Raw genomic sequence first — 15,586 nt, 5'->3', positions numbered from 1 at the left:
TAAGGAATAATGTTTGCAAAAAAACATCCTAAAAGACTAATCAATCACCCTTTTCTAATTGCTCTAAACCAAGTTATGGAAATACATGAAGAGGAATTTATAACTGGGAAGTTTGAGTTAAATAATATACGATCCCGACGTTTTCTCCGCTCTCATCAGGATATTTTTGGTATTCACCCTCTATCTCGACTATAATGTGTATAGTATTCTTTTTTAATTCGTTTCGATAAGTAGGAGGGTTATTTTTGAATCCAATATATGTACACCGATTTTTACGATTTTTATTTGTTATCGGACTTACAATAGTATTATTAGTTAGCTTCTACTATTTATCCAAGATTACTTATCCTTTTATTATTGGCTTTTTAATTGCATTTTTTATGAATCCATTAGTGAATTTTTTTCAGTTTAAATGTAAGCTGCCAAGATCCTTCTCTGTTTTGATTAGCATCATTTGTATCTTATCCTTTTTTGCAGGATTAATCACTTTATTAATTGCTGAAATAGTTGTTGGTGCTGCCTATTTAGCCAGTGTTGTCCCCCGTCATATTAATACTATTATTGAATATTTAGAAACTATTTTTACAGATCAGATTATTCCTCTCTACAATCGAATTGCAATGCTTTTTAATAATTTGGGAACAGGTCAACAAGATACCATTATTGCTAATATTAAAAATGTTGGCGAGCAGGTCGGAACCAAAATGGGCGATTTTATTCAAGCATTTTTTCAGAATATCCCGATTATTTTATCATGGTTTCCAAACGCAGCTAGTGTGATTATTTTTTCTTTATTAGCGACATTTTTTATTAGCAAAGATTGGGCTCGCTTGTCTGTTACTTTTGGAAAGTTGTTCCCAAACCGTATACATACAAGCAGCAAAACAATTTTTTCCGATTTAAAAAAGGCATTATTAGGATTTATGAAAGCACAATTAACGCTTGTTTCCATAACAACAATTATTATTTTAATTGGATTGTTAATATTACGAGTAGATTATGCGATTACGATCGCCCTCGTTACAGGAATTGTTGATATAATCCCTTATTTAGGAACTGGGCTAATTTTTGTTCCATGGATTGTTTATGAAGTGATTTCAGGACAAACAGGGCTTGCAATCGGCTTAGCCGTACTTTATATTGTTGTTCTTGTACAACGGCAAATAATGGAACCTAAAATCCTTTCCTCCAGTATTGGGCTTGATCCTTTAGCTACTTTAATTTCGCTTTTTGTTGGATTTAAATTAATTGGCTTTTTAGGTCTTATCATCGGACCGGTTACATTAGTTATTATTAGTACACTGCATAAAGCAAATATTTTTAAAGATATTTGGGAATATATTATCGGAAAAGAAAATATTAAACCGTAAACTTATAATACGAATGAATAACTACCTCAAAAAAACTAGCGGCCCTTAAAGGGTTCCGCTAGTTTTTTTAAGGCTGTTTTCGTATAGATTGTTGCTTTTAAACTCCGCAGCCTGAATACACTTCGTCCGTTTAGCGAGCGTCGAGCCTCCTCGTCGCATACGCTCTGCGTAAGTCTCGTCTTTCTCGCATTCCCACAGGAGTCTACGTGTATTCAGGCTGCTGAGTACTTCTTCTCACAGATTTTTACGTAAAAAACAACAAACTTTGAGAAAACAGCCTTTTTTAATGAATGATTTTTACTCGATTGTTTTTATGGATTTTCTGCTGCATCCATTTAATTAGCAGCTGTTTTATTATTTTTCTAGTTGGCGGCAATAATATTACTGCACCTAGTATGTCTGTTAAAAAGCCCGGCAGCAGTAATAAAAATCCTCCTGCTAATACACATAATCCATCTAAAATAGCATCGCCTGGCAGCTGGCCAAACCGAAGCTGTTCCTGTACGTTTTTATATGCTTTTAACCCTTGCTTTTTTAATAAATAGGCACCAATCAAACCTGTCAAAATAATAAAAAATAATGTTTCAGGAATGCCTATGGATTTACCTAAAAGAAGAAAAACCGCTATTTCTATAAAAGGCAAACTCAATAACGCCACAATAAAATACCGCATATACATCCCCCTAGTTAACCACTTTCTCTTTTATTATAATGATTATTCTCGCAATAGGGAAATAGTATGCACCAGCCAAAATATACCACTCTATTCTATCCTTAATAACTTATTTTCCAAACGCTCTTTTTATATTGTTGTTATTTACCTCGCAGCCATGTTTATTATTTTATTCACAAACAACGAACTTTTAGAAAACAGCCTTTCCAAAAAATAAATAAAAGGTGTCAAATCGTCATATCCACCCCTTATTCTCTTTAAAATTAAGAGAATATACGATTATGAACGATTTGACACCCTTCTATTTTTTATTTAAGGCTCTTTTCGTATAGATTGTTGCTATCTAACCCGCAGCCTGAATACACTTCGCTTTCCGCGGGTGAGCGCCGAGCCGCTTCGTCGCTCTGCTCCTGCAGGGTCTCGTCTTTCTCGCTTTTCCCGCAGGAGTCTACGTGTATTCAGGCTGCTCAGTATATTTAAAGGTTTTTCATCTTAATCAAATAGCAACAAACTTTTAGAAAACAGCCTAATTTAATTAAAGTACACTTGCATGTCCGCTGTAAACAGTACCGATGCGAGAATCAACTGTAATATCTTGTCCCTCAGAAAAAATACTTGTTGCGTTCTCAACACCTACAATTACAGGAATGCCAAGATTTATTCCAACAACAGCAGCATGGCTAGTTAAGCCGCCTTCTTCTGTAATTAACGCACTGCATTTTTCAATTGCTGGAACCATTTCACGATCTGTTCCAGTTGTTACTAAAACAGAACCTGGTGTAACTTTTTCAAGTGCTTCAGCAGCAGTATTAGCAACTACTACTTTACCGAAAGCTGTTTTGCGGCCAATTCCTTGACCTTTTGCAAGTACATCGCCAACAACGTGGATTTTCATGATATTTGTTGTACCAGCTTCTCCAACAGGAAGACCAGCTGTAATAACTACTAAGTCACCATGTGTTACGATAGAGCAGTTTACACTTTCTTGTACTGCAATATCCAACATTTCGTCTGTTGATTCAGATTTATGGCTTAAACGAGGATATACACCCCATACTAATGCAAGCTGTCTTAAAATATGTGCATCATATGTTACCGCAACAATTGGAGCTTTTGGACGATATTTTGAGATCATTCTTGCTGTATGTCCGCTGCCTGTTGGTGTAATAACCGCTTTAACTTCTAAGTTTAAAGCTGTGTGTGCAACAGATTGTCCGATAGAATCAGTAATATTATGTTCTACCTCTTTGCTTCTTTTAGAAAGAATTTCTTTATTATTTAAAGCTGTCTCTGCTCTTGAAGCAATATTATGCATTGTTTGAACAGCTTCAACCGGATATAAACCTGCAGCAGTTTCTCCAGAAAGCATGATTGCGTCTGAACCATCAAAAATTGCATTAGCAACGTCACTTGCTTCCGCACGAGTTGGACGTGGATTGCGCTGCATGGAATCTAACATTTGTGTAGCAGTAATAACAGGTTTCCCTAAAATATTACATTTTTCAATTAACATTTTTTGTACTAATGGAACTTCTTCAGCCGGGATTTCTACACCAAGATCACCACGAGCTACCATTAATCCTTCAGAAACATCTAAAATTTCATTAATATTATCCACACCTTCTTGGTTTTCAATTTTTGGAATGATATGGATATGAGATGCGTTATTGTCTTTTAATAATTGTTTAATTTCCAAAACATCTGAAGCACGGCGTACAAATGATGCTGCAATAAAATCGATGCCTTGTTCGATACCAAAACGAATATCATTTGCGTCTTTTTCCGTAATACCAGGCAAGTTTACAGAAACTCCAGGTACGTTAACACCTTTTTTATTTTTTAATGTACCAGTATTTAAAATTTTAGTATGTAATTCCCCTGCTGCTTTATCGATGCTTGTAACTTCTAAACCGATTAAGCCGTCGTCTAATAAAATTTTACTTCCAACTTGAACATCGTCAATAAGACCAGTATAAGTAACAGAAAACTTTTCTGTTGTTCCTTCTACTTCTGTCATGGAAATAATAATATCTTTTCCAGATTCTAATTCAATTGCGCCATCTTTCATGTTGTTTGTACGGATTTCTGGACCTTTTGTATCTAATAAAATGGCAATATTTTTGCCAGCAATTTCTGCTGCTTCACGGATACTTTTAATTCTAGCGCCATGCTCTTCATAATCACCATGTGAGAAGTTTAAACGAGCTACGTTCATTCCAGCTTCCATTAATTTAGTTAATTTTTCAATACTTTCACTAGCAGGACCAATTGTACAAACTATTTTTGTCTTACGCATTTAAAATGCCCTCCAATTTTTTAGATAATTTCTTCTCATTTTAAGAACTCAAATTAGGAAGAAGCCTTTGCATAACAACTGTCTACCCAATCCGAGTTCCTTCACTAATAATATATTAGATTGAAAGCTCTTTTGATAGACGATATAAGTTATTATCAATTGTATGTTTGCGACTTAGCGCTTCGATAATATCATAGTCCACCAATTCATTTTTTTCTATCCCAACTGCTCGTCCACCTTTTCCTTCAACAAGAAGTTCGACAGCATATGCACCTAAACGGCTTGCAAGTACTCGGTCAGCTGCAGTAGGTGATCCTCCACGCTGCATATGTCCTAAAACAGACACACGTGTATCAAAATCAGTGCTTGCTTCAATTTGTTTTCCAATTTCCACGCCGCTGTTGACACCTTCTGCCACGACAATAATACTATGTTTTTTTCCTCTTTCTTGACCTTTTTTCAAGCGTGAAATCACTTCTTCTATATTATGGTCTTCTTCTGGAATCAGAATAGTCTCAGCACCGCCAGCAAGTCCTGACCAAAGTGCAATATCTCCAGCGTTTCTTCCCATTACTTCAATAATAAATGTTCTTTCATGTGAAGTTGCTGTATCACGTATTTTATCAATTGCATCAATTACCGTGTTAAGAGCAGTGTCAAATCCGATTGTCAGTTCAGTTCCCGGAATATCATTGTCAATTGTCCCTGGAACTCCAACACATGGATAACCTTGTTCAGTAAGGGCCTTCGCACCCATATAAGAACCGTCTCCGCCAATAACAACAAGTCCATCAATTTCATGTTTTTTCAGCTGTTCGATTCCTTTTTGCTGACCTTCTTTTGTTTTAAATTCTTCGCATCTTGCCGAGAATAGGAATGTTCCGCCACGGTGAATAATATCCCCTACAGACCCAACTTCTAATTTTTGGAAATTACCGCTGATAAGTCCTGCGTAACCTCCAATTACCCCATAAACTTCGATATCATGATAAATCGCTTTTCTAACTACTGCTCTAACTGCAGCATTCATTCCCGGTGCATCTCCACCACTTGTTAATACGCCAATTCTTTTTACTGTCATTGAAATCACCTCATACAAATTAATGCAAAACCATTATGTAGTAATGTACATATACTAAATTATATAACAAACTATCTTTCTGCAACATTTGTCACAAATATTACATAATAAAAGATACTTATTCCCATTAATTAGTAACACAAAATGAAAAACCGGCAAAAACCCTATTTCTTCCCATCCATACTATCTTTTTTTCCATAACAATTCTAACATATCACGAAGATAAATCTATCACAACTTAATCTGAAAAAAAAATAAAACACGGAATAATCAGGTAAATGCAACCGTTTTATCATTTTAACATGCTTATTTTTTCCTTCACTCCTATTTTTCATGCTACTAGCTATTATTTTTTATCCAACATATAGTTTAACATATACTCTTTGCCATTTATTATGTATTGGCAAAAATTTATTGAAAAAACTTAAGAAAAGCGGAAGCGCCTTGTTCAGCCCCGAAGAAAAATGTTCTCTTGGCTCAAAAAGTGTCTTTTACTTTTAGAGACAAGAGGTTATCTTTCACAGGGGCTAGGCGCTGTAGCTAGACACTCGTCTAAGTTGAAAAAATTTTATACTTTCTTATCACATGAAAAAGAGGCTTTTAAATAATTATTTTCTCATTTAAAAAACCTCATGTTTTCTTTTTATATTAAAGTATGTGTTCAATACTAACTAAGTAAGTATTTCCCCATGCTTTTAAATTTTTTGTAACGCTGCTCTACTAACTCTTCTGTTGTTTTGCTTCGTAATAATTTCAACGAATCAAACAGTACTTTCTCGATTTCTTCTGCCTGTTCTTTTACGTTGTGGTGTGCTCCGCCTTTTACTTCTGTAATAATTTCATCGATGATACCGAGCTCTTTTAAATCGGGGGCTGTAATCTTCATTTTCTCAGCAGCTTGTTTTGCTTGGTTTGCATCTTTCCAAAGAATAGAAGCGGCGCCTTCTGGAGAAATAACGGAGAAAGTAGAGTTCTCAAGCATATGAATATGGTTGCCTACACCAAGAGCCAATGCTCCTCCACTTCCTCCTTCACCAATTACAATACATACAACAGGAACTTGTAAAGAAGCCATTTCAAACAAGTTTCTTGCGATTGCTTCACTTTGTCCACGTTCTTCTGCTGCTTTTCCTGGATATGCTCCCTTTGTATCAATAAAACAAACAATAGGTCGCTTAAATTTATCTGCCTGCTTCATTAATCGCAACGCTTTACGATATCCTTCTGGGTGGGGCATTCCAAAGTTTCTACGAATATTTTCTTTCGTATCTTTCCCTCTTTGATGGCCAATAACTGTTATCGGCAGCTCTTTAAACTTAGCAATTCCGCCAACAATTGCTTCATCATCACCAAAAGTACGATCTCCATGCACTTCAAAGAAATCTGTAAATAAATAAGAAATGTAATCAAGTGTTGTTGGTCTATTCGGATGCCTCGCAATTTGTACTCTATCCCAAGGCTTCATATTTTCATAAATATCTTTTTCCAGCTTTGCAAGTCGTGTTTCCAGCTTTTCTATTTCAGCTGATAAATCAACATTCGCTTTGACGGAAAATTCATTTAGTTCTTTAATTTTATCCTTTAATTCCATAATTGGCTTGTCAAAATCTAGTCCTACCATTCTAATTCACCACCTGCTTGATGCATATCTAATACAGAAAATAATTTTTTCTTCATGTCTGTACGGGGGATTACTGCATCTAATTGTCCATGTTTTAATAAAAATTCTGCAGTTTGGAAATCTTCAGGCAGCTCTTCCTTAATTGTTTGTTCAATTATTCTTCTACCCGCGAATCCAATTAATGCTCCTGGTTCCGCAAAATTATAATCTCCTAATGAGGCAAAACTTGCAGAAACCCCACCTGTTGTTGGATGAGTCATGACAGTAATATACAAGCCGCCATTATCACTAAACTTTTTTAGTGCGATGCTTGTCTTCGCCATCTGCATTAAACTTAGCACTCCTTCTTGCATCCTTGCACCGCCGGAAGCGGTAAAAATGATAAATGGAAGGGAAAGTTCATTTGCTTTTTCGATTGCTAATGTAATTTTTTCGCCAACAACGGATCCCATGCTGCCCATTCGAAAGGAAGAATCCATAACAGCTATTACAACTTGAATACCGTTAATTTGTCCTGTTCCTGTTACAACTGCTTCGTTAAGTTTTGTCTTTTTTTGATCTCCAGCTATCTTATCTTCATAACCAGGAAACTGTAATGGATTGCCTGGTTTTATTTGGCTGTTTATTTCGTTAAAGGTGGATTCATCTAAAATGCTATTAATTCTTTCAAAGCTTGTCATTGGTAGATGATAGCCACAGTTTAAACAAACTTTATCGTTTTTTTGTAATTCTTTTGTGTACATGATTTTATTACATTTTGGACACTTTGTCATAATCCCTTCTGGCACTTCATTTTTTGTTGAAGCAGATGGGATTGTTGCATATTTCTTTTTTTTCGATTTCGAAAAAATTTCCTTAATCAATGTGGAAGCCTCCCCGTCTTTTTGCAATCCATATTTGTTACCTTTTTGAGCACTCGCTTCTAGGAATCGTAATTCATTGATATTGTTCCCGGCATAACCTGTATAATAGAATCATTTTAGCGAAAGTATATTTCACTTTTTTATGATTGATTTATATCTGTCTGCCGGCGAACGTTCGCTTTCTTCATTGCACCGTCTTCTTGAAAAGATCATTATCAAAACTTTCCTGACCAGAACTTGTGCCTCGAAAAATATCTATTTGTGATAACCTTAAAAAGTTTATAACTGTTATCTTGTCTTCAATCTATTATAATATTTTCATTATATTTTTCTTTAACCTTTTTGTACACATTCAGTATTTCCACTAATTTTGACCTATTAAACAATATAACAACTTTACCAAGTTGTAAAGTTAATCAGATAAGATAACATTATTTGAACCTAATAAATCGATTAATATATCCAGACAATCTTTGGTTGGAGAAATATTAAATTCATTGTGCAGTTGAATCGTTTTTGACGATTGAACGTAGTGTATAATCACTGGACTGCTGCCAGGATAATTCTTAAGAATGCTTATCAGCTGGTGTTTTATGCTATCTGTTTCTTTTTCACTAATTATCTTTATGTATAACTTATGTGGTTTTTTGGGAAGTGATTGGACAGTCTCCTCCATTTTCCAAACTTCTTGGATGATAAATTGTTTATTCCCGTTCCTTTCCTCCATTTTTCCATCTATTAGTATCGTTTCTCCTTTTTTTATCATAGAGCGTATTTTTTTATAAACAGATGGAAAAACGACCGCTTGGCTGTCACCACTTTGATCAGAAAGAGAAAGAAATGCCATTTCCTCCCCTCTTTTTGTTCGAATTCCTTTTATTTCTGTCAAGTATACAATTCCACGCTGCTTAGGACCAATTTTCATGCTAGCTAATGGAGTGCTGTTTAAGGTTGAAGCGTATTTTTGGTAAACGGAAACAGGATGATCCGATAAATACAATCCTAATGCAGCTTTTTCATAAGATAATTTATCTTCCACCTGCATTTTTTCCACTTCCACATATTTTGGTTTAAAAAAGAAATCATCTTCTCCAAATAAATCTTCCTCATTTAATTCCTCTGGGTGGACAAGTTGAGCATGTTGGATCGCAACATCAACGGTCGCTAGCAAAGTTGCCCTATCTATGCCAAATTCATCAAAGCTGCCAGAATAAATAAGTGTTTCGATTATTTTTCGATTGACAATTTTCGGTGAAACTCGCAAACAAAAATCGAATAAATCTTCAAATTTTCGTTGTTTTCGAACCTTTACTATTTCTTTTAAAACGTTGTTCCCAATCCCTTTTATTGCTGCCAAACTAAAAATAAGCGTGTTTTTTTCCACTAAAAAAGAATAGCTGCTTTTGTTAATCGAAGGAAGGGACATTTCCATTCCCATCTGCTTTAACTCTTGTATATACTGCTGTATCTTTTTGTCATTGCCGATTGCTGCTGTTAATAAGGATGACATAAAAAAAAGCGGATATTTTGCTTTTAAATACGCAAGCTGATACGCAATCATACTGTATGCTACTGCATGACTTCTATTAAAACCGTAATCCGCAAACCGAACAATTAATTCATAAATTTCGTTTGCCGTTTGTTCTTTATATCCTTTTGCTTTTGCCCCTTTTACAAAATGAACTCTTTCTTTATCCAGCACCGCTTTTTGCTTTTTACTCACTGCTCTTCTTAAAAGATCTGCTTCCCCCAGGGAAAAACCGGCCATTTTCGATGCAATTTGCAATAGTGATAGGTAAGTATTTGATGTTATCTCCAACTTTTCCCCCACTCCACACCGTACGTGAGACTTTCACCTCATACGGCGTTCCATCAAGATTTGAATTCATTTATTATCTAATAAGGTTTTCAATGATTTGAGAATGTAAGGCTTTAAATATTAAATTATATCGCTTCTAATCCACATTTTCTTCTAAGTTTGTTTACTTTTCGAATTTGTTCTTCTTTAAGGTTTAATTCATATAACAATTCTTTTATCTTTTCAGGATTTGTTGAATGAATTAACCTGTGAATTTTCGCTCTTACTATTATTAGGTTTTGGTATTTGTCATCCACGCCTAATTTTCTAGGCTTCTTATGATGACATTGTATTTCACCAATATCTAATATTTCGTTTGATATTCCACACTTACCATTTTGGGCTGAGAATAAGGATAATCGGTTGTCATTGTACTCTATGCTTTCACTTAGTACTGGGGTTTTCATTAGATATTGAATCTTTCTTTGAATGTCATAATTTAATGATTGATGTATTAGTGCTCTTCCCCTGACAGTGTAATTGCATATTTCCTTTTTGAATTGCATTGGAGCCTTATGTGATATTTTAGCAATTGGTATTATTGCTTGACTACATAAGTAATGAATTCCTTTGCTCTCACCGTAATTATCTTTAATAAATTTACTCATTGTCCCAGATGGTGTTTCAATGTCTTTAAAGCGATTTCTCCTAATATTTAAAGTAAGGTAATCCACTTTATGAAAATCTTTACTCACGTGAGACGCGGCATTGTAATAGTTGTGTAAACCACTTATTGTCGCATTATATATTCCTATATTCTTTGACAATTCTTTTGGTTTACCATGTTGTATTTGTTTTACAACCGATTTGACTTTTTCGATAGATTTGCTCAATGCTTTATCATTCATTATCGACTTTACAGTAAATTTATCTTTGCTACTCTTTTTGTGTGCACTCCATTTTGTCCCTTTACGAACTACTTTCATTTTGAATCCAAGAAATTCTGAATAGTTCTTTTTAAGGTTAACTATATTGGATTTTTCCTCACTTATCTCCAAGAATAATCTTTCTTTTAACCATTTTGTTGTTGCTGCTTTGATTATTCTTGCCTCTGTTAGAGTTCTGCAAAAGATTTTAAAGTCATCTGCATATCGAACGATATGCATTTCCTTTAATCCTGTTTTACTTAAAGCTCTGTTTACTGCAATTGAGCAACTATATTGATGTTTAGTTTTTAATCCATCCCATTGTGAATTTATCCACCAGTCGAGTTCATTAAGAACGATATTTGATAGAAGAGGCGATAAGATTCCTCCTTGAGGAGTTCCTATATTAGGGATTCCTTCTCCAACAATTTCTGCCTTTAACATTTTCGAGATAATAGAAATCAATCTTTTATCCTTGATTCCCATACTCCAAATCTGTTTAAGCAGTTTTCCATGATTTACATTGTCGAAGAATCCTTTTATATCTATATCCACTACGTAATGCAAATAACTTCTTTGCATTAGGTGATAACATCTCGCAATTGCATGTTTGGTACTTCTGTTTGGTCTAAATCCAAATGAATAATCATAGAATTTAGCTTCACATATTGGTTCAAGTACTTGTTTTATACATTGCTGTATTATCCTATCTTCTATCGTTGGTATCCCTAAAGGTCTTTGTTTTCCATTTGCTTTAGGAATTAGAACTCTTCTTACTCTATGGGGATGATAGTTACTAAGTCTCTTTCTAACATATTCCACAATTTCCTCAGGATTAAATTTTGTTAAGTCCTTAATCGTTTTCTTATTACAACCCGCTGTTAGACTTCCTTTATTTGATTTTATTTTCCTATATGCTACCAAAATGTTTTCTCGACTAGTTATTATTTCCATAATCCCTTTAAAATCTTTACCTTGTTGAGAATCCTTATAAAGATTATCGTATACACTTTGGATATCATAGTACTCATTGAATCTAAGCGAACCCTTTTTCAAAGCCTTTTCTTCTACATTCATTGTCAAAGTCGGTGTACCTCCTTTGAGTTTTCACTCAAGGTGGATTACCTCTCTTAGTCTTACTCGAACCTCTGATTACCTTATTATAACTTTTGAATTTAACTCTTGACTTGTGCCTATCCCTCCACCACTTATTATCATGGTTTCTTCGGTACTGTGGCACTACTTTCACTTAGATTAAAATAAGTTATAGCTTTAAGCTTTTCCTTATTACCGTTTCATCGAAATTAGGATTTCTCCACGTTCTAAGCTTTCCACGTTCCCATAACTTTATCTTTACATATACTTTTAGGTGCTTCCTTTGCGCCTGTTAGCTTCGATAGTGCCTGTAACACTATAAGGTATTTCATAAAATCAACTTTTACTCTACCTCACTAACCCCACATTTAAAGTGGTAATAGCCTTTCGACTATCTAGAACTTTAGACACTTACATTCGGAAGTTCGTCAGTTTTTATAAATAAACATTCTCACCATGAGTATTTTGTAGACCCCCGGCATATCACGAACCATATCGATTACTTAATACTTTCCTGACAGGTGGGCTCTAGCCACTTTTGTACCAATCTTTACTTGTATCTTTCTTGACTTAGGTTGCTTCTGCCGACTTCACCAAGCTTCATAAGATAAAATCCCTAAAATTTTATCCCATGTTGGAGTATTAGGGAGTTAGTTTCAAGGCGTTACCCTATCATTCCTAACTTCAAGTTATAAGTTCTCTACCTTTTATAGGTATGTCGCTTTTCGGATGTATTCCTTATGCGAAACGTGTCACACTGATTTGTTCTTGGTATACAATAACCCCGTACGTACTCTCTAAAATATCTTTTAAGTCATCGTGATAGTAATGAATTGGTTCTTTTCCATGCTTTCTATTAATATACAACGGAATATTTTCCATTGGACCAGGACGATAAAGTGCATTTACTGCTACAATGTCTTCAAATTCTGTAGGTTGTAATTTTTTTAATACATTTCTCATTCCATCAGATTCTAACTGGAATATTCCGGTTGTTTCTCCACTGCTTAATAACTGATAAACGGCCGGATCATCAAGTGGAATTTCTTTAATGGATATTTTTTGCTTCGTCACACGAAAAATAATATCTATGATTGACTCTATTAAAGAAAGATTTCTCAACCCTAAAAAATCCATTTTTAATAGTCCCAGCTCTTCCAAATACTCCATGCTGTATTGCGTTAAATAAATATTTTCATGACCTGATTGGATAGGGATAATCTGAATTAGCGGCTGTTCGCTTAATACTACCCCAGCAGCGTGTGTAGAAGTATGGCGCGGCAACCCTTCCAGTTTGCAAGCAGTTTCAAAGATTGTTTGGTTTCTTGGTGACTCTGCGACAAAGGTTTGCAAACTTTGAGATTGTTTTATACTTTGCTTTAAGGTAATTCCTATTTTAGATGGAATAGAACGAGACAATCCTTCTAATTCCTGCATCGATAAACCGAAAACACGTCCTACATCTCTTAACGATGCCTTCGCAGCAAGCGTTCCAAATGTAATAATTTGAGCAACATGCAACTCTCCATATTTATTTTTTACATATTCTATTACTTTTTCTCGTTTAACATCTGGAAAGTCAATATCAATATCCGGCATCGTAATCCGTTCAGGGTTTAGAAAACGTTCAAATAATAAATGGTATTTGATTGGATCAACATCTGTTATATACAAAACATAAGCAACAATAGAACCGGCAGCTGAACCTCTTCCAGGGCCTGTTAAAATATCATTTTCTCTTGCATATTTCATAAAATCCCAAACGATTAAAAAATAATCACTATAATCCATTTTATTAATGATTTTCAGTTCATAACGAAGACGTTCGATATGTTCGCTTGTTGGTTGTCCATACCTTTCCATTAATCCTCGCTGGCACAATTCTTCCAAATACTTTTGCGCCGTTTTTTCTGTTGGAACAGGATATTTTGGCAACCCGGTTATTTGTTTATCCATTTCTATGTTGCAGCTGTCCGCAAGATTCCACGTATTTTCTAACACATCTGGATCACTTGAAAATAGTTCAAGCATTTCCACTTTATCTTTTAAATAATACTGATCTGTATCCCATTCATCCTTATGTATGTCAGCTAATTTCATTCCATTTTTTAATGCTGTTAAACATCTATGAGCAAAATGATCCTCTTGATTCGCATATAAAACATTATTTGCCGCTACTCTTTTCACCTGTTCTTGTTCGGCTAGCTTTAAAATACGGTCATTTAATACATTTTGTTGCGAAATCTCATGGTTTTGAATCGTTAGAAAAAAGTGACCTGGAGCAAATATATTTTTATACAAATGAACGATATTTTTAGCATGAGTATAATCTTCTGCTAATAAAGATTGTTCTATTTCTCCTTCTCTTCCAGGCGTTATTGCAAATAATCCTTCCGAATAATGTTTCAACCACTTGATAGGAATCCCTTTTGGATTTTTTGTTTGAATAGCGCTGGAAATTTTCAGAAGCTGCTGGAAGCCAATATTGTTTTTTGCCAGTAATACGAGCGGGTTCGCTTGCTCGTTGTCTTCACTAATGACATCTACCGTCAATCCAATGATAGGCTTTATCCCTATATTTAGACATTCCTTATAAAAGGAGGCTGCCCCATACATAACATTGCGATCTGTTAGTGCAACTGCTTTATAGCCCCTATTTTTAGCTTCAGTTACTAATTGTTTAATAGAAGCTGTACTGGAAAGAAGACTAAACGCACTAGAAACTTGCAAATGAACAAATGACATTATTTTCACCACCCTATATCTTGGCTCATTTATAAAAAAAATTAATTTTTATTAGAATAACATTCGTTTTCTTACTATTATAGTAGGTTTAAAAGAAAAAAGAAAATACGTTCTCATTTCCCTTCTTAACTTAGCAAATAATTCATATTTAAGGATGTTTGTCCATATGATGAAGTAAGATCATTATCCAAAAATGTGAGGTTAAATAAAATGAATCAACAGCCATTTTTTTCATCTTTTATTGAAAGTTATTTTATTGCTCTCGGCGTAATGGTAGGAGGAACACTTGTTGGTGGGCTTGCAGCTTTTCTGACAGGTAAACCGCTGCTTACAGAAGTTCATCGAATATCAGATATGATCAGGATTTGGGCTATTGTAACCGCAATTGGCGGGACATTTGATACGATATACAGCTTTGAAAAAGGATTGTTGGATGCTGCCACAAAAGATCTCTTTAAACAAATTTTATTGATCGTTTCTGCATTTGGTGGTGCACAAACAGGCGCAACCCTAATTAAATGGATTACACAGGAGTATATATAAATGAGAGTTCCACCATTGTATAAGAGCCCAGCATTTCAACGTTTTTTTGCTGGAATGGTCATTGGAGGTTTAATCAGCTGGTGCATTTTTTTATTTATGTTTGGCGTGTGGCAAGAACGGTACAGCAAAGAATTAAAAGCGCAAAAAGATACCATTGCCGAGCTAGAAAATGAAAAAGATATTTGGCAAAAAGAATTTTCAAACTTAAATAAAAACACAGAGGAAAAATTAACTATCCAAGATTTAATAGTAAAAATTAATAGTAAAGATAAAAAAAGATATGATATCAATCCTGTAAGTGTACATGAAATGGAAGTATCTATAAAAGATGATCTTAGCACCATTATTGCTAAAGATATGGATCAAGTGTTTAAAAGCAGAGAATTATTAAAAAAATCGATTGAAAACAAAGTCATCCTTTCAGACGGCAAACGCTATAAGTTTAAAGTAACCGAATTATTTATTTACACGACTGTTTATATCGAAATTAGTGTAGCTTTTGCAGACTAAAAAGAGGAGTAGCATGATGATTCCACTCCTCTTTGGCTGTCGAGAAACGCTCGATTTCTTCGTTG

11 protein-coding genes are annotated in these 15,586 nt (G+C 34.7%); 3 read left to right on the top strand and 8 right to left on the bottom strand.

The window, feature by feature from the left end:
* The first annotated feature begins 245 nt into the window (after positions 1-245).
* Positions 246-1,370, top strand: a complete 1,125-nt coding sequence (ytvI, locus tag ACTXGU_RS15130; protein WP_443482359.1) for a sporulation integral membrane protein YtvI — start codon at positions 246-248, stop codon at positions 1,368-1,370.
* 283 nt (positions 1,371-1,653) lie between these two features.
* On the opposite strand, the gene ACTXGU_RS15125 is transcribed toward ytvI, so the two are convergent.
* The 8 genes from ACTXGU_RS15125 to dnaE all read right to left on the bottom strand — a co-directional run bounded on the left by ACTXGU_RS15125 (position 1,654) and on the right by dnaE (position 14,468).
* Entirely contained in the window at positions 1,654-2,043 is a 390-nt protein-coding gene (locus ACTXGU_RS15125; protein ID WP_443482358.1) for an FxsA family protein, read from the bottom strand.
* A gap of 535 nt (positions 2,044-2,578) precedes the next feature.
* Entirely contained in the window at positions 2,579-4,339 is a 1,761-nt protein-coding gene (pyk, locus tag ACTXGU_RS15120; protein ID WP_443482357.1) for a pyruvate kinase, read from the bottom strand.
* A 115-nt stretch (positions 4,340-4,454) separates the two neighbouring features.
* Positions 4,455-5,420: a 6-phosphofructokinase gene (pfkA, locus tag ACTXGU_RS15115; RefSeq protein WP_443482356.1), complete on the bottom strand. Its 966-nt coding sequence runs from the start codon at positions 5,418-5,420 to the stop codon at positions 4,455-4,457.
* Positions 5,421-6,087: 667 nt separating this feature from the next.
* Complete coding sequence (accA, locus tag ACTXGU_RS15110; protein WP_443482355.1) at positions 6,088-7,041, bottom strand: acetyl-CoA carboxylase carboxyl transferase subunit alpha; 954 nt, start codon at positions 7,039-7,041, stop codon at positions 6,088-6,090.
* A complete protein-coding gene (gene accD / locus ACTXGU_RS15105; protein ID WP_443482354.1) occupies positions 7,035-7,904 on the bottom strand; it encodes an acetyl-CoA carboxylase, carboxyltransferase subunit beta in 870 nt (289 codons plus the stop codon). Before accD ends, accA begins: the two co-directional genes overlap by 7 nt.
* A gap of 412 nt (positions 7,905-8,316) precedes the next feature.
* Positions 8,317-9,723, bottom strand: a complete 1,407-nt coding sequence (locus ACTXGU_RS15100; RefSeq protein WP_443482353.1) for a helix-hairpin-helix domain-containing protein — start codon at positions 9,721-9,723, stop codon at positions 8,317-8,319.
* Positions 9,724-9,848: 125 nt separating this feature from the next.
* Complete coding sequence (gene ltrA / locus ACTXGU_RS15095) at positions 9,849-11,705, bottom strand: group II intron reverse transcriptase/maturase (protein WP_443482363.1); 1,857 nt, start codon at positions 11,703-11,705, stop codon at positions 9,849-9,851.
* A gap of 756 nt (positions 11,706-12,461) precedes the next feature.
* Positions 12,462-14,468 (bottom strand): DNA polymerase III subunit alpha, encoded by a 2,007-nt coding sequence (gene dnaE, locus ACTXGU_RS15090; protein WP_443482352.1) that lies wholly within the window; start codon positions 14,466-14,468, stop codon positions 12,462-12,464.
* Between the two features lie 210 nt (positions 14,469-14,678).
* On the opposite strand from dnaE, the gene ACTXGU_RS15085 reads away from it, so the two are divergent.
* Positions 14,679-15,011, top strand: coding sequence for a YtrH family sporulation protein (locus ACTXGU_RS15085; RefSeq protein ID WP_443482351.1), 333 nt, complete (start codon positions 14,679-14,681; stop codon positions 15,009-15,011).
* Positions 15,012-15,521, top strand: a complete 510-nt coding sequence (gene ytrI / locus ACTXGU_RS15080) for a sporulation membrane protein YtrI (RefSeq protein ID WP_443482350.1) — start codon at positions 15,012-15,014, stop codon at positions 15,519-15,521.
* The last annotated feature ends 65 nt before the right edge of the window (positions 15,522-15,586 follow it).

This window comes from Niallia sp. 01092 (genome assembly GCF_052318935.1).
Lineage (GTDB): Bacteria > Bacillota > Bacilli > Bacillales > Cytobacillaceae > Niallia.
This window is presented reverse-complemented; position numbering and strand designations above follow the sequence as displayed.

What these genes read in the sequence shown, in the direction of transcription:
- ACTXGU_RS15125 (WP_443482358.1), bottom strand. Translation starts at nt 2,043, where the DNA reads ATGCGGTATTTTATTGTGGCGTTATTGAGTTTGCCTTTTATAGAAATA.
- pyk (WP_443482357.1), bottom strand. Translation starts at nt 4,339, where the DNA reads ATGCGTAAGACAAAAATAGTTTGTACAATTGGTCCTGCTAGTGAAAGT.
- pfkA (WP_443482356.1), bottom strand. Translation starts at nt 5,420, where the DNA reads ATGACAGTAAAAAGAATTGGCGTATTAACAAGTGGTGGAGATGCACCG.
- accA (WP_443482355.1), bottom strand. Translation starts at nt 7,041, where the DNA reads ATGGTAGGACTAGATTTTGACAAGCCAATTATGGAATTAAAGGATAAA.
- ltrA (WP_443482363.1), bottom strand. Translation starts at nt 11,705, where the DNA reads ATGAATGTAGAAGAAAAGGCTTTGAAAAAGGGTTCGCTTAGATTCAAT.
- dnaE (WP_443482352.1), bottom strand. Translation starts at nt 14,468, where the DNA reads ATGTCATTTGTTCATTTGCAAGTTTCTAGTGCGTTTAGTCTTCTTTCC.
- ACTXGU_RS15085 (WP_443482351.1), top strand. Translation starts at nt 14,679, where the DNA reads ATGAATCAACAGCCATTTTTTTCATCTTTTATTGAAAGTTATTTTATT.
- ytrI (WP_443482350.1), top strand. Translation starts at nt 15,012, where the DNA reads ATGAGAGTTCCACCATTGTATAAGAGCCCAGCATTTCAACGTTTTTTT.